This is a genomic window from Xenorhabdus sp. PB62.4 (assembly GCF_014467285.1).
Classification (GTDB): domain Bacteria; phylum Pseudomonadota; class Gammaproteobacteria; order Enterobacterales; family Enterobacteriaceae; genus Xenorhabdus.
The window spans coordinates 1-24535 of the sequence record NZ_NKHR01000001.1; the positions used below are offsets into that span (position 1 = coordinate 1).

Annotated in this window: 19 protein-coding genes and 2 pseudogenes; 10 read left to right on the forward strand and 11 right to left on the reverse strand. The window is 39.5% G+C overall.

All coding sequences use genetic code 11. The features are described 5' to 3' along the window. Positions 1 to 181 precede the first annotated feature (181 nt). Together Xenpb_RS00005 and Xenpb_RS00010 are read right to left on the reverse strand one after the other, a co-directional pair. Positions 182 to 2377 (reverse strand): S8 family peptidase, encoded by a 2196-nt coding sequence (locus Xenpb_RS00005; RefSeq protein ID WP_187652524.1) that lies wholly within the window; start codon positions 2375 to 2377, stop codon positions 182 to 184. Further along, a complete protein-coding gene (locus Xenpb_RS00010) occupies positions 2370 to 3452 on the reverse strand; it encodes an AAA family ATPase (protein ID WP_187652525.1) in 1083 nt (360 codons plus the stop codon). The genes Xenpb_RS00005 and Xenpb_RS00010 overlap by 8 nt, the downstream gene beginning before the upstream one ends. A gap of 818 nt (positions 3453 to 4270) precedes the next feature. Here Xenpb_RS00010 and Xenpb_RS00015 point away from each other — a divergent pair. Further along, on the forward strand, positions 4271 to 4801 hold the full coding sequence (locus Xenpb_RS00015; RefSeq protein ID WP_187652526.1) for an AAA family ATPase: 531 nt from the start codon (positions 4271 to 4273) through the stop codon (positions 4799 to 4801). Between the two features lie 116 nt (positions 4802 to 4917). Here Xenpb_RS00015 and Xenpb_RS00020 read toward each other — a convergent pair whose 3' ends face one another. The 4 genes from Xenpb_RS00020 to Xenpb_RS00035 all read right to left on the reverse strand — a co-directional run bounded on the left by Xenpb_RS00020 (position 4918) and on the right by Xenpb_RS00035 (position 9861). Next, positions 4918 to 5796, reverse strand: a complete 879-nt coding sequence (locus tag Xenpb_RS00020) for a plasmid partitioning protein RepB C-terminal domain-containing protein (RefSeq protein ID WP_187652527.1) — start codon at positions 5794 to 5796, stop codon at positions 4918 to 4920. A gap of 3 nt (positions 5797 to 5799) precedes the next feature. Next, positions 5800 to 6699, reverse strand: a complete 900-nt coding sequence (locus Xenpb_RS00025) for a ParB/RepB/Spo0J family partition protein (RefSeq protein ID WP_187652528.1) — start codon at positions 6697 to 6699, stop codon at positions 5800 to 5802. Then, a complete protein-coding gene (locus tag Xenpb_RS00030; RefSeq protein ID WP_187652529.1) occupies positions 6696 to 8234 on the reverse strand; it encodes a recombinase family protein in 1539 nt (512 codons plus the stop codon). Before Xenpb_RS00030 ends, Xenpb_RS00025 begins: the two co-directional genes overlap by 4 nt. A 727-nt stretch (positions 8235 to 8961) precedes the next feature. Then, the gene (locus tag Xenpb_RS00035; RefSeq protein WP_187652530.1) at positions 8962 to 9861 is read right to left on the reverse strand and encodes a LysR family transcriptional regulator; all 900 of its coding nucleotides are present in this window, start codon (positions 9859 to 9861) and stop codon (positions 8962 to 8964) included. 369 nt (positions 9862 to 10230) lie between these two features. On the opposite strand from Xenpb_RS00035, the gene Xenpb_RS00040 reads away from it, so the two are divergent. From Xenpb_RS00040 to Xenpb_RS00055, 4 genes are all read left to right on the forward strand, one after another. Further along, a complete protein-coding gene (locus tag Xenpb_RS00040) occupies positions 10231 to 11547 on the forward strand; it encodes a M20 family metallo-hydrolase (protein WP_187652531.1) in 1317 nt (438 codons plus the stop codon). Between the two features lie 42 nt (positions 11548 to 11589). Next, entirely contained in the window at positions 11590 to 13113 is a 1524-nt protein-coding gene (gene abgT / locus Xenpb_RS00045) for a p-aminobenzoyl-glutamate transporter (RefSeq protein WP_187652532.1), read from the forward strand. A 125-nt stretch (positions 13114 to 13238) separates the two neighbouring features. Further along, positions 13239 to 13490, forward strand: coding sequence for a helix-turn-helix domain-containing protein (locus Xenpb_RS00050; protein ID WP_187652533.1), 252 nt, complete (start codon positions 13239 to 13241; stop codon positions 13488 to 13490). Continuing rightward, entirely contained in the window at positions 13491 to 14789 is a 1299-nt protein-coding gene (locus Xenpb_RS00055) for a type II toxin-antitoxin system HipA family toxin (RefSeq protein WP_187652534.1), read from the forward strand. Between the two features lie 109 nt (positions 14790 to 14898). Here Xenpb_RS00055 and Xenpb_RS19790 read toward each other — a convergent pair whose 3' ends face one another. Continuing rightward, positions 14899 to 15021, reverse strand: coding sequence for a hypothetical protein (locus Xenpb_RS19790; RefSeq protein ID WP_255522971.1), 123 nt, complete (start codon positions 15019 to 15021; stop codon positions 14899 to 14901). Between the two features lie 81 nt (positions 15022 to 15102). Here Xenpb_RS19790 and Xenpb_RS00060 point away from each other — a divergent pair, with 81 nt between their 5' ends. After that, positions 15103 to 16362, forward strand: a complete 1260-nt coding sequence (locus Xenpb_RS00060) for a dicarboxylate/amino acid:cation symporter (RefSeq protein WP_187652535.1) — start codon at positions 15103 to 15105, stop codon at positions 16360 to 16362. An 80-nt stretch (positions 16363 to 16442) separates the two neighbouring features. On the opposite strand, the gene Xenpb_RS00065 is transcribed toward Xenpb_RS00060, so the two are convergent. Further along, positions 16443 to 17333: a LysR substrate-binding domain-containing protein gene (locus tag Xenpb_RS00065; protein ID WP_187652536.1), complete on the reverse strand. Its 891-nt coding sequence runs from the start codon at positions 17331 to 17333 to the stop codon at positions 16443 to 16445. Between the two features lie 128 nt (positions 17334 to 17461). On the opposite strand from Xenpb_RS00065, the gene Xenpb_RS00070 reads away from it, so the two are divergent. From Xenpb_RS00070 to Xenpb_RS00080, 3 genes and pseudogenes are all read left to right on the forward strand, one after another. Beyond that, on the forward strand, positions 17462 to 18160 hold the full coding sequence (locus tag Xenpb_RS00070; RefSeq protein ID WP_187652537.1) for an aspartate/glutamate racemase family protein: 699 nt from the start codon (positions 17462 to 17464) through the stop codon (positions 18158 to 18160). A gap of 323 nt (positions 18161 to 18483) precedes the next feature. Further along, positions 18484 to 19053, forward strand: coding sequence for a hypothetical protein (locus tag Xenpb_RS00075; protein WP_187652538.1), 570 nt, complete (start codon positions 18484 to 18486; stop codon positions 19051 to 19053). Between the two features lie 415 nt (positions 19054 to 19468). Further along, a pseudogene (locus Xenpb_RS00080) lies at positions 19469 to 19651 on the forward strand (transposase); the annotation flags it as partial. A gap of 126 nt (positions 19652 to 19777) precedes the next feature. On the opposite strand, the gene fruA reads toward Xenpb_RS00080, so the two are convergent. Genes fruA through fruB form a run of 3 tightly spaced genes read right to left on the reverse strand, consistent with a single transcriptional unit; the run spans position 19778 to position 23582 of the window. After that, positions 19778 to 21469 (reverse strand): PTS fructose transporter subunit IIBC, encoded by a 1692-nt coding sequence (gene fruA, locus Xenpb_RS00085; RefSeq protein ID WP_187652539.1) that lies wholly within the window; start codon positions 21467 to 21469, stop codon positions 19778 to 19780. After that, positions 21466 to 22443, reverse strand: a complete 978-nt coding sequence (gene fruK, locus Xenpb_RS00090) for a 1-phosphofructokinase (RefSeq protein ID WP_187652540.1) — start codon at positions 22441 to 22443, stop codon at positions 21466 to 21468. Before fruK ends, fruA begins: the two co-directional genes overlap by 4 nt. Further along, complete coding sequence (gene fruB / locus Xenpb_RS00095) at positions 22440 to 23582, reverse strand: fused PTS fructose transporter subunit IIA/HPr protein (RefSeq protein ID WP_187652541.1); 1143 nt, start codon at positions 23580 to 23582, stop codon at positions 22440 to 22442. Before fruB ends, fruK begins: the two co-directional genes overlap by 4 nt. 566 nt (positions 23583 to 24148) lie before the next feature. Here fruB and Xenpb_RS00100 point away from each other — a divergent pair. Then, a pseudogene (locus Xenpb_RS00100) lies at positions 24149 to 24262 on the forward strand (type II toxin-antitoxin system RelE/ParE family toxin); the annotation flags it as partial. Between the last annotated feature and the right edge of the window lie 273 nt (positions 24263 to 24535).

Sequence of the window (24535 nt, forward strand, 5' to 3'; positions counted from 1 at the left end):
AGTTGTTGCAATGTAATTCGTTCAGGCTCAGAAAGTGTTATCTTCGATTTCATAAGAACAGGTGGAAAATCGGGTTATCGGGTTATTGATTATAACAGTAATGCAGATAATTTATCTTATTAACTTACTTTTATTTCTACTAAGTATATGGATAACCAAAGGATTATCCATATCTCTTTTATTAAGCATGTAGAATTACTTGTTGCTGTACCTGTATAGGCTGTAATGTCTGATATTTCTGTCGTATATTATTATATAAATCTGGCATTTCCCCAGCAGATAAAGTAACAATTAAAACATAAGGTAAGTCGTCAAGTTCAGAAACATCAACTGGCATCCCACAGTCGCGACCATAATAAATAATATCAAAGCATGGAGTAGTAAGTTCATCTTGTTTGAATGTGTGCTCACTTCTCAATGTTGTTTCCCACTTATGACCATCACCTCTTTGTTCATTTTCGTCTGCATAAATATTTTTTAAGTTAAAAAGCGGGAATGTTAAGCCTTTTGTTGTATCAGATATACCCCTCCTCATAGTAACCTCTAAACCACTTCGAGTGTAATTTAATGGGTGTTCTGCGTCTACTGGGCTAGAAAAGCAAAATGTTGCTCGAAGATATACACTGCCTGTAGTTGGTTCATCAGGATAAGGAATGAATGCTCGCATATGTTGAGAAGGTTTGAGCACACCTTGATAAATGACTTTCACTTCATTGTCGTCACAATAAATAACATCTGAAATATTGTGCGGAAATCTACCCCAGCCAACTTCTGAACGTTCATGATTGCTGTTTTCAGCATGATGAATTAAAAGAGCCTTAGCAGTGAGAGGTGTAATATTATATTGTAAAGATGAACTTAAGGCGATTGCTTGTCTCAATGCTAGTGGAGCGGCAAAGCTAGTGCCTGCGGTACTTGCCAATCCATTATTCATGGGGCTGAATATCTTGAAAGGCTCTTCTGAATTTCCGCCAAAAGCAACACCATCTGGTTTCACGAATCCTGGACTTCTACCGGGGCCAACACAGCTATAATGGCACCTTTCCCAGTTTTCTGAAAGAGATGTTGCTGCACCTACAGATAAACCATTGACTAAATCGGCAGGTGGTTGAATCCTATTAAGACTTGCTGGCAAATGACCATCATTTCCAACAGCAACTGTGCATAAAGTATTCCCTGCTGAGAGAGCTTCCTCAAGTGTTGAAGTCCAGACATGAACATCATCATCATCAACAGGCAGCCTTGGCCCCAAGCTTAAGTTAATGTAATCGTAGTGTTGTGTGTCAAGCACACTCTTTATTCTGATTAGAACATCAAAAAGATCAATATCAGCATTATTTATGTTCGAGTCTAAGACTCTGTAATGATCAATATTACAGTAAGGAGCGTTTAGTTTTACAGCACCTGAATCCATAACGCCAAAGAGAAGCGTAGATGTCACATCTTGTCCATGTGAGAGAAGTTGGGCACTTGTTTTTTCATTTTTGTTAAAGGAGTACTCAGTTACCCACTGACTAAAATCGTCAATACTTATTCCTCCGTCAAATATTGCTACCTTTAAACTTGGGTTGATTGCTCCTTCTGATGGTAATTCAAAACTAGAAGGGGAACTCACAGAACGTCTAATTACTGGCTCACTAACTCTTAGTTCTGGGAGATCTCTAAGCGCCCTTAAAAAAGAAAAATTTGCTATTTCATAAGCTATTTTTTTATTGGCTTTAATAGGCATAAAGGTTAATCCTTTGACTTTTATGCATCTTTTTTTATCAACGGAGGCCCCTTGTTGTAAAGCAAATATAACAAAAGCGTCAACTACAGCTGAATTTTCATCTGGGGTATGTAAGGCTACTTCAATACTTCTTTCATCCTCACCTTTTAAAGACTTAATTTTATCAGTGGGCTTAAACATTGAAACACTTTCGAGTGTGATGAAATCATCTTTTTGGCTTTTATTTAAAGTATCATCGTTTAATGCACGCAAAAATGATTGAAAATTTTCAGTTTTCCCTGAAACGTAGATACAAGCCGTTGTATACTCATCTTTTCTACCTTTTTTCTTTATGTCTTTACGAGGCTTAATTCTGACAGACTTACTACCTACACTTGCAAGAGAGAATTTGTTAAATAATCCTACCGGAAAATAACTTTTAGCCAGAAAGGTTGGATGAAGCACGAATTTTGCTACTGCTTTACCATCTGGTAGTGCGGAGGCTGGTACGTTTTCAATTTCACTGATTAGTGATGCTAACTCACGCATTATTACTGGCTTATTTTCATTATAGGTATAGGGTTTATTTTTCCCTCCACCACCTTTTTTTATTTTTACATTACCCGTCAGTGTTTCTCCGTAACCCAAAAGCATATTCTTATTATTCATTACCTTCATCCTCTACCTTAATGATTTTTCTAATTTGCGATCTTGGTATTCCTAAGTCTGACGAAATTTTTCTTTGGGAAACACCCTCATCAAGCATCGTTTTTATGACATTTTCCAATGATGTATTGCTCAGTAATTCGTCTATTAGAGCTGAGCTTAAAGATACCTGCTCTATAATGGAATTCCTCTTCGCTTGATTGATGGATTTTTCAATCACAGCATAAGATATTTCACCTAATCTTGACGAAATATAATGTGCTAAACTTTCTGCAATTTCTTTTGATATAAGATAACGCAGAATTAAATCATTAGTAGGGTATTCAAAGTTTATAACCCTATCAAATCTTCTCCATGCAGCAGTATCCAAAAGTTCAGCATGATTAGTTGCTGCTATGAGAATAGATGTATTGGGCCATTCATCGATAGATTGTAAAAGAACGGTAACAAGTCTTTTAAGCTCACCGACATCTGTAGCGTCATCTCTTTTTTTGGCAATAGCATCGAACTCGTCAAGTAATAATATACATGGGAAAGATGAGGCATAGTTAAGTACGGACCTTATGTTATTTCCTGTCTTACCAAGATAACTGCTCATCACACTCGCAAGGTCAAGAGTCAGTAAGGGCATATTTAGTTTACTGGCTAACCATTTTGCAGCCAAAGTTTTACCTACTCCAGGAGGTCCGCCCATTAAAAGGGAGCGGGATGGATGTAGACCCTCCTTATGTAAGAGTTCTTTCATTTCCCATTCTATTACAAAACGATTTAGAGCTAACGTTGTGCTTGTTGGCCAAACAGGTTCAACATCTAGAATTACAGGATATGTTTCAACTAACAATTTTTGCCTTGTATCTGCATCTACGGGGGTTACTCTAGGGATAACCGGTTGGGCTCTTTCTACAGCATACGCTCCGCTAGTTTGCATAAGTAGGCTTTCTAATTTTGTTGCTAATTCTGGTGACTCTTTTTTGAGCTTTTTTGTCACCATGCGTAGTCGCATGACAAGACTGTCCCGCTTTCCAGACAGAGCATCACTGACGACGTCAATGAATATATCATTAGTTAAGTTAATCATTTTACCGCCTCATGATAAAATTAAACCAATTTTTTGGTAATGATACACCAATAACGATAGAATTAGTTAAAAAAAACATAAATTCATGTATTTTTGGCCCGGTTTTTAATATTTCTGTACCACCATTGAATTTGCTAGTATTGCGATACATCTGCACACTTTTGGAGGCAGATATCGTCGGACACATAAACCTCAGTCTAGCGATGAAAGTTCCTTAAACTAAAAATTACCTTAGAAGGGTGTTTCTATATTGCTATTTAAGTGCATATATGGACACCGACTCATATTCAAGTAGGTGACAAATTTTTCTGATAAAAGTAGTCGCAAACATATATTAGGCTTCAAAGAGCCCTGATGAAAATCCGCACTCTCTGCCCTCACTATTGAAACAGTCTTTGACAGACTAATGCACTTGCCAGGCTCACAGAGAGTCGGTACTACCTGTCAGTACATCTACTTGTGGACTTCAACGACATGATTGAATTAACATCGCCCCTTATCGAGGGATATAAATTGATTGTTGGTTAACCAACGCTCAGGCGCTCCGGGCATTCTTATTGGTTAATGCCACCACTGTTTTATTCACACTGCTACGGGCTATCAGCACTTTTAGCCAACGCTGTAATTCATTACACTGTTCATCAGGCAATTTTTTAAGCCGATATCAAAGTGTTGTGCGCGCATAATAGATGCTGTATTCCATAATCAAACTATGTTCATCATTTTTACATGTGCAAAATTGATAGCCGCATTAACGTGATTAGGTTTGCTTTCTTATATTGATGATAAAGGCGGAGCTATAACTCCTGGAGAATGTTATGCAACTTTCGGATTTAGGAAATAGAATTTGTATCATAGGGCCTTCGAACAGTGGTAAATCTACCTTTGCTCATGCGATCTCAAGGAAATGTGATTTAAAAGTGATTCATCTGGATCTGCTTTTTCATTTACCCAATACAGACTGGCAGGAACGTCCCGTAGATGAATTCATCTCATTGCATGATAGGGCAATACAGAAGGAAAGCTGGGTTATAGATGGAAACTATGGAAGATGTCTGCCACAACGCTTATCCAGAGCTACGGGGGTAATTTTATTAGACGTTTCGACTCCATCAAGCCTGTTACGTTATGCAAATAGAACCCTATTCCAACGTAATCGTCGCTATGGTGCTCTGGAGGGTAATAAGGACACTATCAAATGGAAAATGATCCATCATATTTCTGTTGTCATACCAAAAAGCAGAAAACGTTATGCGGTATTGTTTAAACAATTGACTATACCGAAGATCAAACTCTCATCGATTAAAGAAATTAAAAAGCAGTTTGATGAATGGGAACTCTCTTGGTAGCTATTTCAGTAACTCATCTCCTGCCATGTTTATACCTGAGTGTAAAAAAGGAAAGAATTGCTAAGTGTACGATACCACTACATACAAGCAATGTTCCAATGTGACAGGGGGTTGTTCTACTCTATATGCTCAGTTAGGGAATCTAGATCTGAAATTTTTTTCAGCAAATTTAAGTAATCAGGTTTATGCTCAAGAAGCCAATGTAATATCTTAGGATTGTTTAATAGCTTTGTGACGTGGGATTTTATAATAACTAATTTAAGTGTGTTGGCTCCATAGTGTTCTTCGTGTTTTTTAGTTTCTGTTTGAACTAATGCCATTTCTTTTTCAAGTCTTATGAGATTTTTTTGGATATCTGATTTGTCTTTTTTTATAGTGGTATTTTTTAATAGAGATTCTGGAGTAGCATGAAGTAAATTTAATGCAAATTTTGCTGAGAAATTATTAATACTTATCATCATATTAGCTGATTCTACTTGCCTTAACGGTAGCATTTTTTTCAATATATTCAAACTTGCTATAGGTATTTGTTTATCTGATAACAATGATGTTACTTCTGAATCTATTCCCTGTGTTATTCTAAAGCGATTTTTAAGAGCTTCCTGTGATATATTTAATGCTACACTCAATTTTTCTATGGAAACTCCTGATGCTACAGCCTTTTGTAGCATTTTCTGCTCTTCAATTACAGTTAAGTGATTTACATGTTTATTGGGCGTATAAGAGTCATTAATAGTAGACACAATACAACTGGCTTTTTCTATTCCTAGATCCTTCATCGCTTCAACTCGAAGGTGACCATCTAAAATTTTTATACTCTTTCCTTCATTATCAAAGTAAATGATAATTGGTTCTATCAATCCAATTTCTTTTATAGATGATTTTATTTGATTGTATTTTATACTGATCTTTACATTCTCAGGCAAAGACTTGCTGGCTGCCATTTTATCTATAGGTATATCAATAAGATTATCGTCAAAACATAATTTAAGCATAAATTAATCCTTATAAGGTTGAGCGGTATCAATAATTATAGATGGAATGCTGGTTAATTCTTCTTTGGATAATATTTCATTAAATGACGGTTCTAAAATAAGTTCACTAAGAATTTGTTTGGCTAATATTAAATTTTCCATGACATATTCAGATTTAGCTTGAAGTAGCCTATGTTCTTCGACATTTTTTTGGTATATAGATAGCAATTCTTGGGTGCTTATCTTTTGGGAATTTTTATGGTATAAATAGTCATGGCTTGTGCTGCCCTTATTTCCTTGGCTCCTTATTTCCAGTATTTTATTTATTGCTGCTATGTTTTTATTAGTGATTGAACCGCTATTATAGGCATCTATAAGTAAATTTTGATTATGTTTATCATCGGATCTGGCGAATTTAACAGCAAGAGAAATAGGGATTTGGCCTCGTTCAACAGCAGTTAATAGTTTTTGCTCTCCTTTTTCTAATAGTAGAATAACACTCCTAACCCAACTTGAAGAATAACCAATAGTAGAGGCAATATCATTATCACATATTCCGTTATTTTTCATGTCCCTAATTCTTTCATATAACTCAGTTGCTCTTGGTTTTCTTCTGGCTACATTTTCGCTAAGGCTCATAATGTATCCATCTTCCTCATTAACATCTTTAATTATAGCAGGGACATGAGTACTATTTAGGTTATATATGGCTTCCATTCTACCTTGTCCGCATATTAAGGAATATTTGTACTTTTTATCCTTGATTTTTCTTACTATTATTGGCTTACGTAAGCCACTAAGATTAATGTTATCTTGAATTTCTTGATGTATGGCTTTGTTACGTTGTCTTGGATTGGATATTTTAATTAAAGAAATATCGATCATTTCAATATGATTGTTGTTTGGAAGGTTTTCATCTGTCATATATACTCCGTTATTTCTTGTCTGGCTACTATTTCAAAGAATACATCTAAGTTATCGTATCTATAAAGTTCAAGAAAAAGTGGATTTTTCTCTTTTATTACAAACTCTTCATAAATAATATCTAAACTTGGGAATATATAATAATCAGTGGGGTTCTGGTTATTACTATCCATTCTTATTATAATGGTTATTTCTGGTTCTAATTTATTCTCAAATCTTACTTTCCATTTTAATTTTCCTGTTTTTGTTTTTATGCAACGTGAAATTACCAATGAAATTGATAATTCATCATTAATATCTAGCAATGAGTTATCAAGTTTGCGAATGATGCAATTTTTTGACTTGATTGATTCTAAAAAATCACTCACTATAATTTTCAGCTTTTCTCTTAAGGTTGCATTTACTTGAATAAATGAGTAATCATGTTCAGGTTTATATCCAATTAAATAGTAAGCTCTTATTAATCCTCCAAATCTAGCTCTGAACACAGAGCTTGAAGGGCTAGTCTCATCTTCATCTATTATAAAACCACTCAATTTCCCTTTTTCCTTGAGCTTCTTCTTAAGATAATTGAGTAGATCTTCATTTGTTAAATGTTTGCTCCTATTTTGAATTATTTGTTTAGCTAAAATAAATTTCTCTCTAGAAACTATAGCTTCAAATGCACCATCACACCTGATCCATTCATTTATTGGATTTTTGACAAACTTTTGTTTAAGCTTGAAAGAGGTTTTATTATAAACATTATTACCGATATACTTTTCATTTGTCAGTATTTGATGGATTTTACCTCTGGTCCATGTGCTATTATTTTCGGCTGGTACTCCTCTCTGGTTTAGTTGTGTAGCGATAAGATATTCAGGGTAATTCTTGAAAATAAATGAATCATATATTTCATTTACGATATTTATTTCATGTATTGGTCCAGGTATTAAGACAACTCTGTCTGTTTGGATGCTTTTTCTCTGTCCATATTCAAGAATGAGTTTTGGTTCGTGTTTTTCATCGATTAGTTGTCTTCTGAGCCCATATCCAGCCATTCCACCTTGGTGATAGCCTCGTTTTATAAGATTGGCCTGACCAGAAAAAACTTTTTCTGATAAATTCTTGCTATAGGATGCTGCTCCATATCTCAGAATAGGTAAAGCCAGAATATTTATTTCAGGATGATCATCTGACAAGGATTCCGCACAATAAATTATTTTAACATTATGTGTTTTTAGGATGTAACTATAATGAGCTGCCTCATCAGGATCAGGAAACCGTCCAAAGCGACTGACATCATAAATTAGGATTGCAGTTATCTCTATCCTGTTATTGGTTACATCCGCAATGAGTCTTTTGAAAGCATTGCGGCCAGATAGTGTTACTCCGCTTTTTCCTGAATCATCATAGGTGCGGATAATAACCATATTGTGCTGTTCAGCATACCGTTGAATGTAAGCTGATTGGTTTTCGATAGAATACTTTTGATGTTCAGTTGACATTCGAAGATATTGAGCAACTTTGATCATTTCATCGTTTATATCATTCATTCACCATCATATCCCATTATGATCAGAAACCATGTTGATTGAATTTTGATCATAAAATTGGCGAGATCAATATTTTTTTGTGAAATTTGAAAATCTTGTTGCTTATTGGCGGTATTAGGAATTGATAGGATCTGCTGCTATCTAGCGTAAAGTTGTCAATAAGTTTTCTTTTAACGATATAATTTCATGAATAAATCAATTAAAAATATTTTGTAATTATATAATGAAATATTATTTTCCAATCAGTGGATGGTTATATATTTTCTTGCGTGGTGTCGTGTTTTTCTACAATGATAGAACCTGAATTAGAGATAAATTACATTAATTATAAAGAGTTATACCCAATTATGATTTAAGTTGGTTTACTCGTGACGACTGAAAGATATGACTGTATTGATCAGTTTGGTATGATGTGACATAAGTTAATTAGAGAAGTTTAGTTAATTAAAATAGTCTAATGTATTTATATTAAGATAAAGAAAATGTTTATCATGGGAAATGTTTTTTTCTGTCTTCACCAGAAGATTCTTTTTTTATTGGTGAAAGGTGGGAGTGTTTAAATGTAAATTATCGCCTTTAAGGTGTGATGGCTGCTTATAATTGTGGTACTTCAACATAAATCCATGCTTATGTAAAAATTAAAATCCTCTCTCAATTTAAGCGAGTGTTAATTGTAGGGAATAGTACATTAAATGGTTATAACTCGTTAATAAAATACTTTCAAAATTCAACCCCGACAATACATCCGAAAAAGCCTTGCTAAATATTCCCCGGCGGGAGTGAGTTTGGTATCTTTTCGTTGAATAAGACCAAAAGTGGCAAACGGAAGCTGTTCATTAAGGTTTAACGCCACAAATTGCTGATCAAATAAAGCCTCATCAACCACATCTACCGCCACAATCGTTAAGAAATCACTTTCGGCGGCTAAACTCATGCACGACATCAATGTTTCACAGGTAACACTAAAGACCGGTGGATGATGCAGTGATGAGAATGTCTCAAATAATCTACGATAATAAGTGTCTTTAGGTGTTGGCATTGTCCAATTGCAATCAGCCAATTCTTCTAAAGAGGTTGCATTCGCTTTTGGATGCCCTTTTCGTACTATCACTTTGTATTCTTTTTCCATCAGCTTTTCGAAGTTCAATTCTGCATCCAAACTGCCGGGATAATAGGTATTGACAGTAAAATCCAATTCTCCTCGTCTGAGTTGAGGCAGCATAGTTAATAACTGTCCCTCAACAACTCTTAAATTTACTGTTGGGTAATTACGATGAAATTGTGTGATCACTTTCGGCATAATGGTACGTGCAATACTGCCGGCAACTCCAATATTGACCACTCCCCCAATTAAGCCTATTTGTTGCTGAATATCTTCCTGTGCAATGCGAAGTTCCTCAAGTATCAAACTGGCACGTTGTAAAAAACCTGTTCCGCACTCTGTTAAATAAATACCTTGGTTACTGCGTATAAATAATTTTGCACCAAGTGAATCTTCCAATTCCCGAATCGATTTAGTTAAGGCAGGCTGCGAGAGTGATAAAAACCGACTGGCAGCCCTGATACTGCCATGACGGTTGATTTCAACAAAAGCACGTAGTTGATTAAGTTTTATTGGTGTCGCCATTTTTCTCTCTTACGATAACTTTTACTTATATAGGTAAAGTTAATTGTATCTTATTTTAATTGAATTTATTGTCTACATTCTAAAATAGAAATAATGTGGTTATGGACGAAAGTGTTAATGAATATTTTTTGATTATTATTCTTAGTAAGGGGAATGATTAAAATAAAAATAATTCAATCTATTAACTCAAACTAATATGTGTGAAATAAACCAAATAGATTCCATCCTGTTCGATAACTATATCTAATAAATTTCAAATTTCCACGTCGTAGTAAAGAAATGAATCTTCGATCACATAAATAATGATGTAACTGAATATAGCCAACAAAACAGCAAATTGAAAAATGGGGAATAAAAGAGAGCATTATTATGGGTATTTTACTAAGCGAATCTATTCAGCAAGTTACTGAACAATTACAAAATTGGCGTCGCGATTTCCACCATTTTGCCGAATCCGGCTGGTTCGAATTCAGGACAGCAACGATTGTGGCAGATGAACTACATCGTTTGGGTTATAGCCTGAAAATGGGAAAAGAGGTTATCAAGGCAGAAGCCAGAATGGGGTTACCTTCAGCTCAGGAATTACAGGAGCAGGAACAGCGTGCGGTTAAGCAGGGCGCTTTGATTGAGTGGCTTCCTCACTTTTCGGGTGGATTCACAGGCATTGTTGCGACACTCGATACAGGAAAACCCGGGCCAACACTGGCTTTTCGGGTTGATATGGATGCCCTTGATCTGAATGAGGAGCAAACTCATGTCCATCGTCCTTATGCTGAAGGCTTTTCCTCTTGCAACGCACACATGATGCATGCCTGTGGTCACGATGGTCACACAGCAATCGGCTTAGGCCTCGCACATATATTGAAAAAACACCAAAGCCACCTGACCGGAAAAATTAAACTGATTTTTCAACCTGCGGAAGAAGGAACCCGGGGTGCAAAATCCATGGTGGAAGCGGGCGTCGTCGATGATGTTGATTTCTTTATTGCTATCCATCTTGGCCTTGGTGTGCCTCACGGGGAATTAGTCTGCGGTTGTGATAACTTTCTTGCCACTACCAAAATTGATGTTACCTATCGTGGTGTTTCTGCCCATTCTGGCGCGAAACCAGAAGAGGGTAGAAATGCCTTATTAGCCGCCGCTCAGGCAGCACTGGGATTGCATGCCATTCCTCGCCACAGCGAAGGCAGCTCACGCATTAATGTCGGAGTGTTACAGGCGGGCATTGGCCGTAACGTTATTCCTGACTACGCATTAATGAAAATAGAGACTCGTGGAAAAACCAACGAGATCAATGAATTCATCTACCATCAAGCCCTCAGCATTATTGAAGGCGCTGCCAAAATGCAGGGTGTTGAATATGAACTAAAGCTAATGGGAGCCGCGCAAAGTAGCCTGCCTAGCCCGGCGTGGGTCGATTTCATTTATCAACAAACTCAGAAAAATATCCCAGAACTTTCCTCTGTTGCCAAAAGCCTCCAACAACCCGCAGGTTCGGAAGATGCGACCTATTTTATGGAACGAGTTAAAGCGAAGGGGGGTCAAGCTACTTACCTCATTTTCGGTACAGAGCTCAGTGCCGGTCATCATAATGAACGGTTTGACTTTGATGAGAACGTGATGAAAACCGCTGTGAAAACCTTGGCCACTATTGCACTTCATCTGCCTGATTTCGGAACGACATGATTAAAAAATAATAACGACAGCAAACACACGAAGGAAAAAACCATGAGTGAAGCAACTATCCCTGCCAATAAGAGCCCAGGACGTATTCTTGGTTGGATCGAAAAAGTTGGAAATAAAATACCCAATCCTTTTGTTTTATTCGTCTATTTAACCGCTGTTTTAATGATAGCGACGGCTATTTTTTCTTGGTTTGATTTGGTTGTAAAAAATCCGACAAATGGAGAGCTCGTCAGAGTTAAAAACTTACTTGGCGCTGAAGGATTGCAGTGGATTTTGCCGAATATTGTTAAAAATTTCAGTGGATTTACACCACTTGGCGCAATATTGGCGTTAGTCATTGGCGCGGGGCTTGCAGAAAAAGTCGGCCTGTTGCAAGCCCTGATGTATAAAATGGCGTCTGGCATTAATAAGCGTTATGCCAGCTATATGGTGCTATTTATCGCCTTTTTCAGCCATATTTCATCGGATGCGGCGCTTGTTATCATGCCGCCGTTAGGGGCGTTGATCTTTATTGCAGTTGGCCGCCATCCCGTTGCTGGCTTACTGGCTGCTATTGCGGGTGTTGCGTCAGGATTTACCGCGAATTTATTGATTGTCACTACCGATGTTCTGCTATCGGGTATCAGTACCGAAGCGGCTAAAATACTCGATCCCAACTTACAAGTCAGTGTCATTGATAACTGGTATTTTATGGCAACCTCCGTGATTGTACTGACGATTGCCGGGGCTATCTTAACGGATAAATTTGTTGAACCGCGTCTTCCTGCATGGAACGGCAGTCATAATGACAAGCTGGAAAAACTCACGTCACAACAAAATCGTGGATTGCTGATGAGTGGTTTGTCAGCGCTGGTTTTCATCGGTATTACAGCGCTGCTGGTCGTTCCTGAAAATGGATTACTGCGTGATCCACAGACTGGATCAATCATTCCATCGCCATTTATAAAAGGGATTGTGCCGGTTATCATTTTGTTTTTCTTCGTCGTTTCGATTACATATGGTGTTTCCACAAAACAGATAAAAAAGCCCAATGATATTCCTGAGCTGCTTGTTGATCCCATGAAAAGCATGGCAGGCTTTATTATCATGGTCTTTCCTCTGTCCCAATTTGTTGCTTTCTTTAACTGGAGCAACATGGGTAAATTTATGGCAATAGGGCTGACTGATATACTGGAAACGTTGGGAATGACCGGTGTTCCCGCTTTCATCGGATTAATGTTCTTATCTTCTTTCCTGTGTATGTTTATCGCGAGTGGCTCTGCTATTTGGTCGATTCTGGCCCCTATTTTTGTACCGATGTTTGTCTTGCTTGGCTTTCACCCTGCTTTTGCACAAATTATCTTCCGTATTTCTGATTCCGCGGTATTACCTTTAGCACCGTTGTCCCCTTTTCTGCCACTCTTTTTGGGATTTCTACAGCGCTATTATCAAGATGCAAAATTAGGCACTTATTACACGTTAATCCTTCCTTATCCTTTTGTGTTTTATGCAGTCTGGATACTGCTGCTGCTAGGATGGTATTTTGCCGGATTGCCGATTGGGCCGGGGATTTACCCAGTGTTGTAGTCATTTCCATTAAAGGGACTGACGGGTGGTTTGTCGGTGTATTTTGATTTTATCCTCTACAGGGTATAAAATGAATTTATCCCCTTTAGGGGATATTTCTGTTTTAGCCTCTTGAAGGGATATTTATGAAAATCACATCACCAAAAACACTTGCTGTAGCTATTCGGGATCAACGTAAAAAAATGCGTCTGACCCAAAAAGAAACGGCTGACCGGGTTGGAATGAAACAAGCCACCGTCTCCGGGTTTGAGAACAACCCAGAGAAAAGTAAGCTGGAAACCTTGTTTAAGTTACTCTCTTCACTGAATCTGGAGCTGCAAATTACGGAGCGTAATGCTTCCACAAAGTCAGGTAGCGGATGGACAAGGGAGTGGTAAATGGACAAATTGATCGTTGCATTGAATGGATTGGAAGTCGGCATTCTGTTTCGTGATAAAAAAGGGGCTATGTCTTTCCAATACAAAGATGAGTGGCTGAAAGAGCCTGGCGCTCGTGCAATATCACTTTCTTTGCCTCTCAGTAGCCAGAAGCATGTAGGTCAGGCGGTATTTAATTTTTTCGATAACTTGCTACCAGATTCCAGCGAAATTATCGCGCGCATGCAGGCCAGATTTCAGGTAACCAGCAAGCACCCATTCGATCTCTTAGCCAGTGTTGGAAGAGACTGCGTTGGTGCTATCCAGCTCTATGAGGAAGGTCGTCAGATACCTCCTGTTGATGAAGTACATGCAGAGCCTCTAGATGAAAATGCAATAGCCGAACTGCTTGAAGGCTATCAAACTGCTCCTTTGGGAATGAACGGTCGTGATGATTTCCGAATTTCATTGGCTGGTGCGCAAGAGAAAACAGCCCTTTTATGGTATCAAGACCGTTGGCAGCGCCCTCAAGGGAGTACGCCGACGAGCCACATATTTAAACTTCCTATAGGCAGAATTGAACATAACAATATTGATCTTAGTGAAAGTTGCGAAAATGAGTGGTTATGTCTGAAACTTGCTAAAGCATTTGGTTTGCCAGCAGCGAATGCAGAACTGGCGACGTTTGGTGAAAAGACCGTATTAATTGTTGAACGTTTTGACCGTCGATGGTCCCATGATAATCGTTGGTTGGTGCGTCTCCCTCAAGAGGATATGTGTCAAGCTTTAGGGATCGCCCCGGCTCTCAAATATGAATCAGATGGAGGGCCAGGGATTGCCGATGTTATGACTTTGTTACTTGGCTCCAGAAATTCAACGACAGATCGAGAAACATTTTTTAAGTCCCAGATTTTGTATTGGCTGTTGGCTGCGATAGATGGGCATGGCAAGAATTTCAGTGTTTTTATCGAACCTAATTCGTCTTATACCATGACTCCTTTTTACGATATTCTGTCAGCTTACCCCATCTTCGGAGCTAAGGGGCTTGCTCAAAAAAAAGCAAAAATGGCAATGGCCTTGCGTGGTAAAAATCGCCAGTATCATTGGGCTACCATTCAACCTCGACATTTTCTGAGTACTGCTCACCAGGTTGGTTTTTCTGAATCATTGGCTGAGAACCTGATGAATGAGATGGGAAATATGACCGAAAAGGTAATCAACCAAGTAGCAGGTGAGTTATCTCCTGACTTTCCTAGTCATATCAGTGAAGCAATTTTTTCAGGTCTGGCTAAACAGGCTGGCAAACTTTGTGCGGGATGAACTTTATTAAAGTGATTGTGGTGGCTTATAAATCAGGCCACTACAAGCTTAAGGTAATCTTAATCTGAAGGCAAAACGCATGACTAACATGATCATGCACCAAGTGAATTCACGCCATATTCTCGTAACCGAAATTGAGTTGAAAACCACAAGCTTTTGCATAGCTTACGTCATCACTTTTCAACCCTAATTCCAGTACAGGAATGCGTTTCCTGCATGCTGCATCTTTCATTTGCATTTCATCAAAAGTTAAAAAAATGTAAATATTTATTCAAAACTGCCTTCAATATTTATAGAAAAATAAGAGGTCATTATGAATAGGCAAAAGCTCATGCAGCAAATCATTATCGCCATTCTACTGGGGATTATTACCGGTTGGGGATTTCATCATTATCTTGATGCCAGCCAAACAAAAGAAGTTGCCTCCTATATCAACATCATCACCGATGTATTTTTGCGCTTGATAAAAATGATCATCGCACCACTGGTATTCGCCACGATTGTTACCGGGCTTACGTCAATCGGCGGGTCATCTTCTGTCGGGCGCATCACCATCAAAGCGATGGCATGGTTTGTTATCGCGGGGTTAATCTCACTTGGCATTGGCATGCTGATGGCTAACATATTCCAGCCAGGCGTTGGTCTTAATGTCGCAGTCCCACAGCAAGGTGAGGTGAATACTGGCCTTAACACCAGCGGGTTCTCGTTGAAAACCTTTATCAGTCATATTTTCCCGAGTAGCTTTGCCTCCGCGATGGCGAATAATGAGATCTTGCAGATCCTGATTTTTTCCCTATTTTTTGGCGCTGCGCTTTCATATATCAGCCACAATAGCCAGAAAAAAAGCCCGATCGTATCCTTGATTGAAGATCTGGGGCGCATCATGTTCCGTATCACAGATTACGTGATGTCATTTGCGCCGATAGCTGTGTTTGCTGCTATTGCCTCCGCCGTTACTGTTCAGGGTTTGGGATTGCTGTATGACTACGGCAAACTGATAGGACTCTTCTACCTTGGCCTATTCTTACTCTGGGCTATTTTGTCCGCCGTCGGGTTCTTTTTCCTCGGTAATGGTATGTTTTCACTGATGAAATTGATTCGGGAACCGGTGACATTAGCATTTGCGACCGCAAGCAGTGAATCGGCCTATCCCAAGACCATGAACGCACTGGATCGTTTTGGTGTCCCGAAAAAAATCTCCAGTTTTGTATTACCGTTGGGCTATTCCTTTAATCTGGACGGTTCAATGATGTACCAATCTTTTGCGGTACTCTTTATTGCACAGGCTTACAATATTGACCTGAGCGTCACAGAACAAATCCTGATTATGTTGACGCTGATGATCACGAGTAAAGGTATGGCAGGCGTCGCACGTGCTTCGGTGGTCGTTGTTGCGGCAACGCTGCCCATGTTCCATTTGCCGGAGGCAGGGATCTTACTCATCCTCGCTATTGATCAATTCCTTGATATGGGACGTACAGCGACTAACGTAGTCGGTAACAGTATTTCCACAGCCGTGATTGCTAAGTTGGAAGAAAAGCAGGGAGGCGAAACCTTGCGCCAAGAAGTTTGAACAGACTTGCTGTACTCTGCTCAGCGATTACAGCAAGTTTAAGTCTATCCTAATAGGTTCTTAATTTGATAGAAGAATGGTTAATTGGTGCATCGTGTTTTCATATATTGCCAAAAGCGCTCAGAAGAAGGATTAAGGCGGGAGTGAGTTCGATAAATGAAAACCCCCATTTTTATCGAAGCTTGCTCTGGCGCCAACAAACACAGCTTTTGCTTCTTGAGTTCCTCACGGATTGAATAATCCGGCAACCAGCCGACGCCGTGACCTTCCAGCACCATACGTTTCAACAGTTCGCTCATGGATGAAAGACAAAAATAAGTGAACTGATCTTTGAAATTTTTCTCCAGTAACTGATTTACCTGACGCCCCATATAACTTTCATCGGTGTATTTCATCAATGGTAAGGGCGTATTTTCCAGATAATGTAACGGCTTTCCATCAGGTTTACAGCCAGAAACAAGGTATAATTGTGCATCCAACACCTTATGATGAAGGAACGGTGACGTCATCAGCTCTTCATTAAAGAAAGACAAAATAAAATCATTTTTGCCGTTTTTAAGATTATTGACCGCTTCATCAACATTGATGGATTCAACATTAAAAACCTTGTCCGACTTCTCTGCGAAACCAGAAATTAACTGAGGTAAGAGGGAAATAGACAGCGAATGGGCTGCGGCGATATTAATACGGTATTTAGATATTTTTCCACCTTTTATTTTACCGATTTGATATTCTATATCGCCAAGAAGATTCCTGGCATAAACAATAAATCCTCTTCCTTGTAACGAAAGTTGTAGTGGATTTGAGTTACGATTAAATATTTCAAAGCCGACCGCATTTTCAAGCGCCTGAATTCGCCGGCTAAAAGAAGATTGTGATATATTCCTTCGTTCTGCGGCAAGCGTAAAACTTCGTAACTCTTCCAACATCACCGCATCATATAACCACTTCAACTCAATATTATTAAGCATGAATTAAACCTTATTATTGATTGGATTTCCTAAAATGACTTATGCAAATACAGCATGACACATAGAAATATTGCAATTACGAACAATCGTTGTTGTGCCATCATAGCGATTATTTACGGAGGTGGTACATGAAAAAAATAATTGGAATCCTTGGTGGTATGGGGCCAGCAGCAACACTGGACGCAATGGAAAAAATAATTAAAAACACACCTGCAACGTGTGATCAAGAGCATATTCCGGTGATTGCGATCTCTTTCCCAGATATTCCTGACAGAACGGCAAGTATACTTTCTGGTGGGGAATCACCATTAAATAAGATGTTGGCTGCATTGCGAATATTAGAAGCGGCGGGAGCACGCTGTATTATTATGCCATGCAATACAGCGCATTATTGGTATGATGAATTAAAATCTTCCACAGAAATTCACTTTCTGAATATGATTGAAATTACTTGTAATAAAATTGTCAGTGAAGGTATTAATAATGTTGCGATTCTTGCGACAACTGGGACGATAAAAGCAGGGCTTTATCAATCCCGGTTAGAAAAAGAAAATATAAACTTTGTGATTCCTGATGATATTCAACAGGGGATTATTATGGAAAGTATTTTGGTTTATAAAAGCGGGAATGAGGAAAGAGCGTATCAATTATTAAAACCTGTTATTTATCAGCTTAAAAATATAGGTGTTGAGTGGTTTATTATGGGGTGTAGTGAAATACCGGTTATTCTTAAGAGGGATAGTAATAAAGTAGAGTATATTGATGCTACGGAGGAGTTGGTTAGATATGCTATTGCTTGGAGTTATTTGGATGGGGATGATATTTGATAAAATGGAATACAGACTGACCCTGTTTCTAAATTTGTGTAATTTCCTGTTTAGATTATGTTTAACTAATCAACTAAAATAGGTGACAAAATGGACGAAAAACAATTATTTGGTAGTCACAATATATTTTTATAAATAACTCGATTTATTCTATATTGAAAAATTAATTGACAAATAAGAAAAGTAGAAATAAAAATAGTTACAGTGTAATATTTAATCTGGTAGATATAGAAAAGAATGATATAAAAATGAATATCATTACCATATCTTAAAGGATTGAGGTTTTTTATTATCTGAAAAAATAAATTTTAAGGAGTTAATATATGAAAAAAAAAGAAATATTAACTAGAGTATCACTAATATCGATGATATTTATGATATCTATCTCTTATGCACGCAGTTCATCAATAGTATTATTATCTCAGAATAATAAACAGCTTTTAGTTAATGAAAATAATAAAATTGATAATAAAAACAAATGCAATAAGATAAATAAGAATAATAAAACTAATAAGGATAATAAAACTAATAAGGATAATGAAACTAATGAGATTAATGGGGCTGATGGAGTAGATGGGGGGTTATGGGGAAAAGGAGGTAAAGGAGGAAAAGGAGGTAAAGGTATCGGTGGGGGGAATGGTGGCGATGGTGGAAATGCCGGTGGTATTGGCAGTAAAGCTGGAAATGGAGGGAAAGGGGGAGATGGTCAAGCTGGAAAAAATGGCGGGGATGGAGGAAAGGGTGGTGATGGTGGAAGTGCAGGTGGTATTGGCAGCTCTGCTGGACATGGTGGAGACGGAGGCAAAGGTAAAGGTGGTGATGGTGGTGCAGGTGGAAATGCAGGAGGTATTGGTAGTACTGCCGGTCATGGTGGAAAAGGAGGCGATAATTAATAATAAGGGTTGGACTAGCGGGAACATTCGTGCAAAAACTTGCGGTTTCATCTTGTTATTGGCGTCACATGACACAATAATATAGCAACGTGTGAAAGTTTGTGGGGCTACAATACTACTGTATTGTTTTTATTATCAAAACGCTCATAGTAAGCAATCGGGAACATAATTTCGAGAATGAGTTCTGATAATTGTAATTCCTGAATAAAGCATAGTGAAAAGCATCACTCATGATTCTCATAACTCACCGTTTTTGCAAAAAAATTACTCAGCATAGAGGAATTAAAATTTCAAACCGCAAGTTTTTGCACGAATGTTCCCGTTAGTCCATAAATCTCAATTTAAATAATAAGATATTAACTTAACAAATAAAAAAGAAAATTTGTAATGAGATCATAAAATCTCAAAACTCCCGAATACCCGCAATGGCTACTCCGCTAAAACGCTACTGACTGAAGAAGGCGAACTGGCACTGCAAATTCCCTGCGATCGTGAAAGTACCTTTGAACCCCAAATCATCAGGAAAAATCAAACGCGGATTACGGGCATGGACAGCCAGATACTGGCCCTGTACGCCAGGGGAATTACCACTCGCGATGAGTCGTTTTATGATTGAATTTAGTGACCGTCTGGACGGTCATGTTTAAACGAAAATGGCGATTACACAAAATACTAAACAAGGTCGGAGTTGCAAATAACCGCAACCCCTCCCAAATAAAAAACCTCAACTAACTACCCCAACCTCCTTTCTCTTTACCACCCCATAAACTCCACCCGCTAGCATTGCACCAACCAAAATAGCGCCCAAATAAGTCAATACAGGCGTAATCGCTCCCGGAATTAATAATACAAACAACCCACCATGTGGTGCCATTAGTTGCACACCAAAGTACATAGAAAGCGCCCCCGTCACTGCACCACCTAGAATACAACTTGGCAGTACCCTAACAGGATCTTTCGCCGCAAATGGAATCGCCCCTTCGGTAATAAAACACAGCCCCAATACCAGTGCCGCTTTTCCACCTTCGCGCTCACTTTGCTCAAACTTACTCCGCGCAATCATTGTTGCCAGCCACATTGCTAATGGTGGAACCATCCCCGCAGCCATAATTGCCGCCATTGGTCCATAGGTCTGTGCACTTAACAACCCGACGCCAAACGCATATGCTGCTTTGTTAACCGGACCGCCCATATCCGTACACATCATGCCGCCAAGAATCATGCCAAGGATCACCGCGTTGGTGGTTCCCATTGATTCCAGCCAGTGGGTCAGCCATTCCATAATTGTGGCTACGGGTTTACCCACGACATAAATCATGGTTAATCCGGTGACTAACGCCGCGACCAATGGGATGATTAAAATCGGTTTTAACGCCTCCATGCTTTGCGGTAGATGCAGTTTGGTTGTCAGGAGTTTGGCAACGTAGCCCGCAAGGAAGCCTGCGATAATACCACCAAGAAATCCTGCGCCAGTGCTGACGGCGAGCATACCACCAATAAGTCCGGGCGCTAATCCAGTGCGTCCGGTGATGGAATAGGCGATATAACCCGCAAGTACGGGTACCATTAAAGCAAGTGCGGAGCCACCGCCAATTTGCATGAGAGCTGATGCCAATGTGCCGGGTTCTTTGAAGGCATCAATGCCGAATACAAATGACAGTGCGATGCACAATCCGCCTGCGACAACCATCGGCAGCATGTAGGATACTCCGGTCATCAAATGTTGATAGATGCTGGTGCTTTCCTGTTTTTTATTGGTGGATGGATTGAACGCGTTGGAGGCAGAAGTGCTGCCTGTGGCAGTGTAAATCTCTGCTTCGGTCAATGCGTTATCCAGTTCCTGAGCGGTTCTTTTCAAGGCTGCACCAGTGGAGGTACGATAGAGGCGTTTGCCAGAGAATGGCGAGAGATCGACATCAATATCTGCCGCTACAATCACCAAATCCGCTGCTGCAATTTCTGCGTCGGTAATAGCGTTGTTGGTTCCCACGGAGCCACGGGTTTCTACTTTGATCTGCCAGCCACGGTTTTGGGCTTCGGTCTCCAGCGCTTTGGCTGCCATAAATGTATGGGCAACACCTGTCGGACAGGCGGTGATAGCGATGATATTGACGGGGTTTTGTTGATCCGTGCTGACGATATTTTGCTGTTGGTAAATATTGGCTTTTGTTTTGGCATGATGGATAAATGCTTCTGGTTCACGGATCGCTTGTTCGGCAGGGCCTGTGAAGGTTTTTTTGCCTTGCAGGTTAAATGAGGTTGGTGCAGATTCACCGATAATGATCACCAGTTCGGCATTGTCCACGTTGGCAACAAGAGAAAGGCCATGTCTGACGGCTGTATTTTCCAATATATGCTTAGCGAGGTAAGCGCGTGCCTGTCCCTGTTTATCGTTGCTGATAATGAGTGTTTTCATGATGTTCTCTTCTTATTGCTGTTTTTCGATGGATAAGGGGTTAACGCAGTCAGTTCGACTCTTGCCATTAGTCGGGCGAGTTGTTGGCGGTCGATATTCCCAATGTTGCTTTGGCTGACAGTCATAGCGGAGATGGCGGTAGCAAGGCGCAATGTGTGCTCACTGTCTTGCCCCATCATCAGGCCGTAAATCAGTCCGCCGACCATTGCATCACCTGCGCCAACGGTGCTGACGATTTCGCAATGCGGTGGTTTAGCGAGCCATACTCCCGTTGAGTTGACCAGAACCGCGCCTTCTTCACCCAATGAAACGACAACGTGCGAGATCTCCGTGGCACGCAGTTGATGGGCGGCAGTGATGATATCTTCGAATGTCGGTAAAGGCCGCCCCGCCCAGATCTCCAGTTCGCGGCGGTTGGGTTTGACCAACCACGGTTGAGCCTTGAGCCCGGCAGTCAGGGCTTCTCGACTGCTATCAAATATCACGCACATACAGGTTTCGCGTAGGCGTTGCATCCATTCAGTGAAGTCATCCAGTTCTACGCCAGCTGGCAGGCTGCCGCTCACGCACACCATATTGAATTCACTCAGCCACTGGATGGAATCTTTGGCGAAACGTTGCCACTCTTCTTTGCTGACGCTGAATCCTGAAAAGTTGAAATCAGTAACCAAGCCATTCTGTTCAGTCAGTTTGACGTTGGTGCGTGTTCGTCCCTCTACAACCTGAAATCGATTGACGATGCCTATTTCTGCCAAGTTTTTTTGAAAGGTGCTCTGGTTCTCTTTGCCCAGAAAACCACCTACGGTGACGTCGATACCGAGTACTTTGAGGATTTTGCCAACGTTGATGCCTTTGCCGGCCGGATATAATCCCGTGGTCTGGATGAGATTGACTTCGCCGGTTTTGATGTTTTCAACCCGTCCAATCAGATCATAAGCAGGGTTCAGAGTGATGGTCGCGACTTTTTTGTTCATGCCATTTCCTCGCCCATGTTTTTGTTAATAAGGGATTCAATAGCGAGCAAGGCGTCTTTGGCATCGGAGCCGATCGCAGTAAAGCGAATTCGTTCACCTTGTTTAACGCCTAAGCCTGCAACTTGCATCAGCTTACTCCCATCAACGGGAATGTTATTTCCATCAAGATAGGTGATGGTGATTTGGCTATGGAATTGTTTGATGGTATTAACCAGAAGTGCGCTGGGGCGGGTATGCAGGCCATGTTTATTAGGTAGGATAAAATCCGCGGTCAGTGCGTTTTTTTGAGGCAGTATCGTTTCTTGTAGTACATCCATTGTCAATAGGTCTACGATGGCTGTGCTATTTTTGGCACGTAACAGGCACTCACCTTTACCTTGTTGCAGCAGGGTGCTGAGATTATCTAGAAAACCGTGCAGTTGATCGTCTGCGCAAGCGATGGTTAATAACAATCCAACGGGTTGTTTATCAACAGTAAAAGGAGTTTTGGGGCGGGAGATAGCAATTGCATTATGCAAATTGCCCTGCGAACTGTCACTGAGCCAGATACTTTGGCCAAGATGTATTGGTGGCTTGGTAAAGACATCGGCAATAAATTTTGCATTCACTGCGTTGGCTTGTTGTAGCCGAGAGATGTTTATTGCCTGCAAGGTTGTCAGGTCATGTGCGTCAATATCCAACGTGAGTGTAGAGTTATCCAGCAGATAGGAGGTGGTGTTCATTAATAAACGATAGAGTTCATTTACATCGGTGGTTTTTGCCATCCGGCTGGCGCGGTTTTCATCACGAATGATCGGGATCAACTGATGCAGCAGATTAAGGTGTTCGTCGGATTTTGCCGCAATACCGATAACAAGGTGGACGGTTTGGTTATCGCCCCAATCGATTCCATTCGGAAATTGCATCACTTGTACGCCGGTTCTCAGTACGTTGTTGCGGGTTGTATGGGTGCCATGTGGGATGGCAATACCATTACCCAGATAGGTTGAAGAGTGTGTTTCACGTTCCAGCATTCCTTCAGCGTACTCTTTACTGGCATACCCTGCCGCAGTGAGAGCTGTGGCGACTTGGCGAATAGCACTTTCTTTATCGGTAGCATGTGCTGCCAGATGGATATCTTGTAATAATAGATGAAACATTGATGTTTACCTTTCTATAATTAATTGAAACGATTCAGCTTTTAAGTAAAAAAATAACATCAAATGAATTCATGTTATTTTCATTATTTAATGAGCCAAGTAATTTTTTTAAATCGAATTCTTACCGAAATAATTTAATCTTAGTAATAAAGCGAACTAATATGATTTTTATTGCCCACTTATTTTATAGCTATTAATTATTTGTTTTATTATGATAGATAATGTCAATTATCTGTATTTTTTGGAATGTATTGTCAAAGAGTTAGAATGTAAAGTGAAGTTTTAGGTTATTTTATGAAATGGTGATGGCGATCTTGGTTATTTGGATTTCAATGCAACTTGTTAATGATAAAAATCAAAAAGTAAAAAGTGTAAATATTCAGATAAGTAAAAAAAATCAGGAAATATAACAGTTACCATGACAGGAAAAATAATAAAATGAAATACAAGTATTGCTAAGTTGTTTGACTATTTTTTGTTGTAGAAAGAAAAAATATAATATACATAACTATGTTCAATATTTGGGTTTAGGGAAGTTATTTACCAATTGAAGGGTTAGTTTTGGACTAAAAGGAAATCGTAAAGATATCTGGTCAATCAAGGTATCAGGCAATTGGCGCATCACATTTAAATTCATCGATGGTGATGCTGAAATTCTTAATTTGGAGGATTATCACTAATGAGAATGGCTAACACACCGGAAACATGGTTAAAAATACAAGCAAATTACAGTTTGCAAGAGGCCAAGAAGCATGTTGATTTAAGTCACCTACATCATCTGGCGTTAGTCAGAGCCTAATACATTGATTTAACATATATCCAAAAAAAGGTAATGCCTTGAGGTAGCTAAAGAATTCAGCCTTAAAGGTGGTTTCAAAACGGTCAGTTTTTTAAAGAAGCGGAAAAGCTGGCTCAGATCTTCCAATGTCTTGAGATTTTCAGCCAGCTCAGCG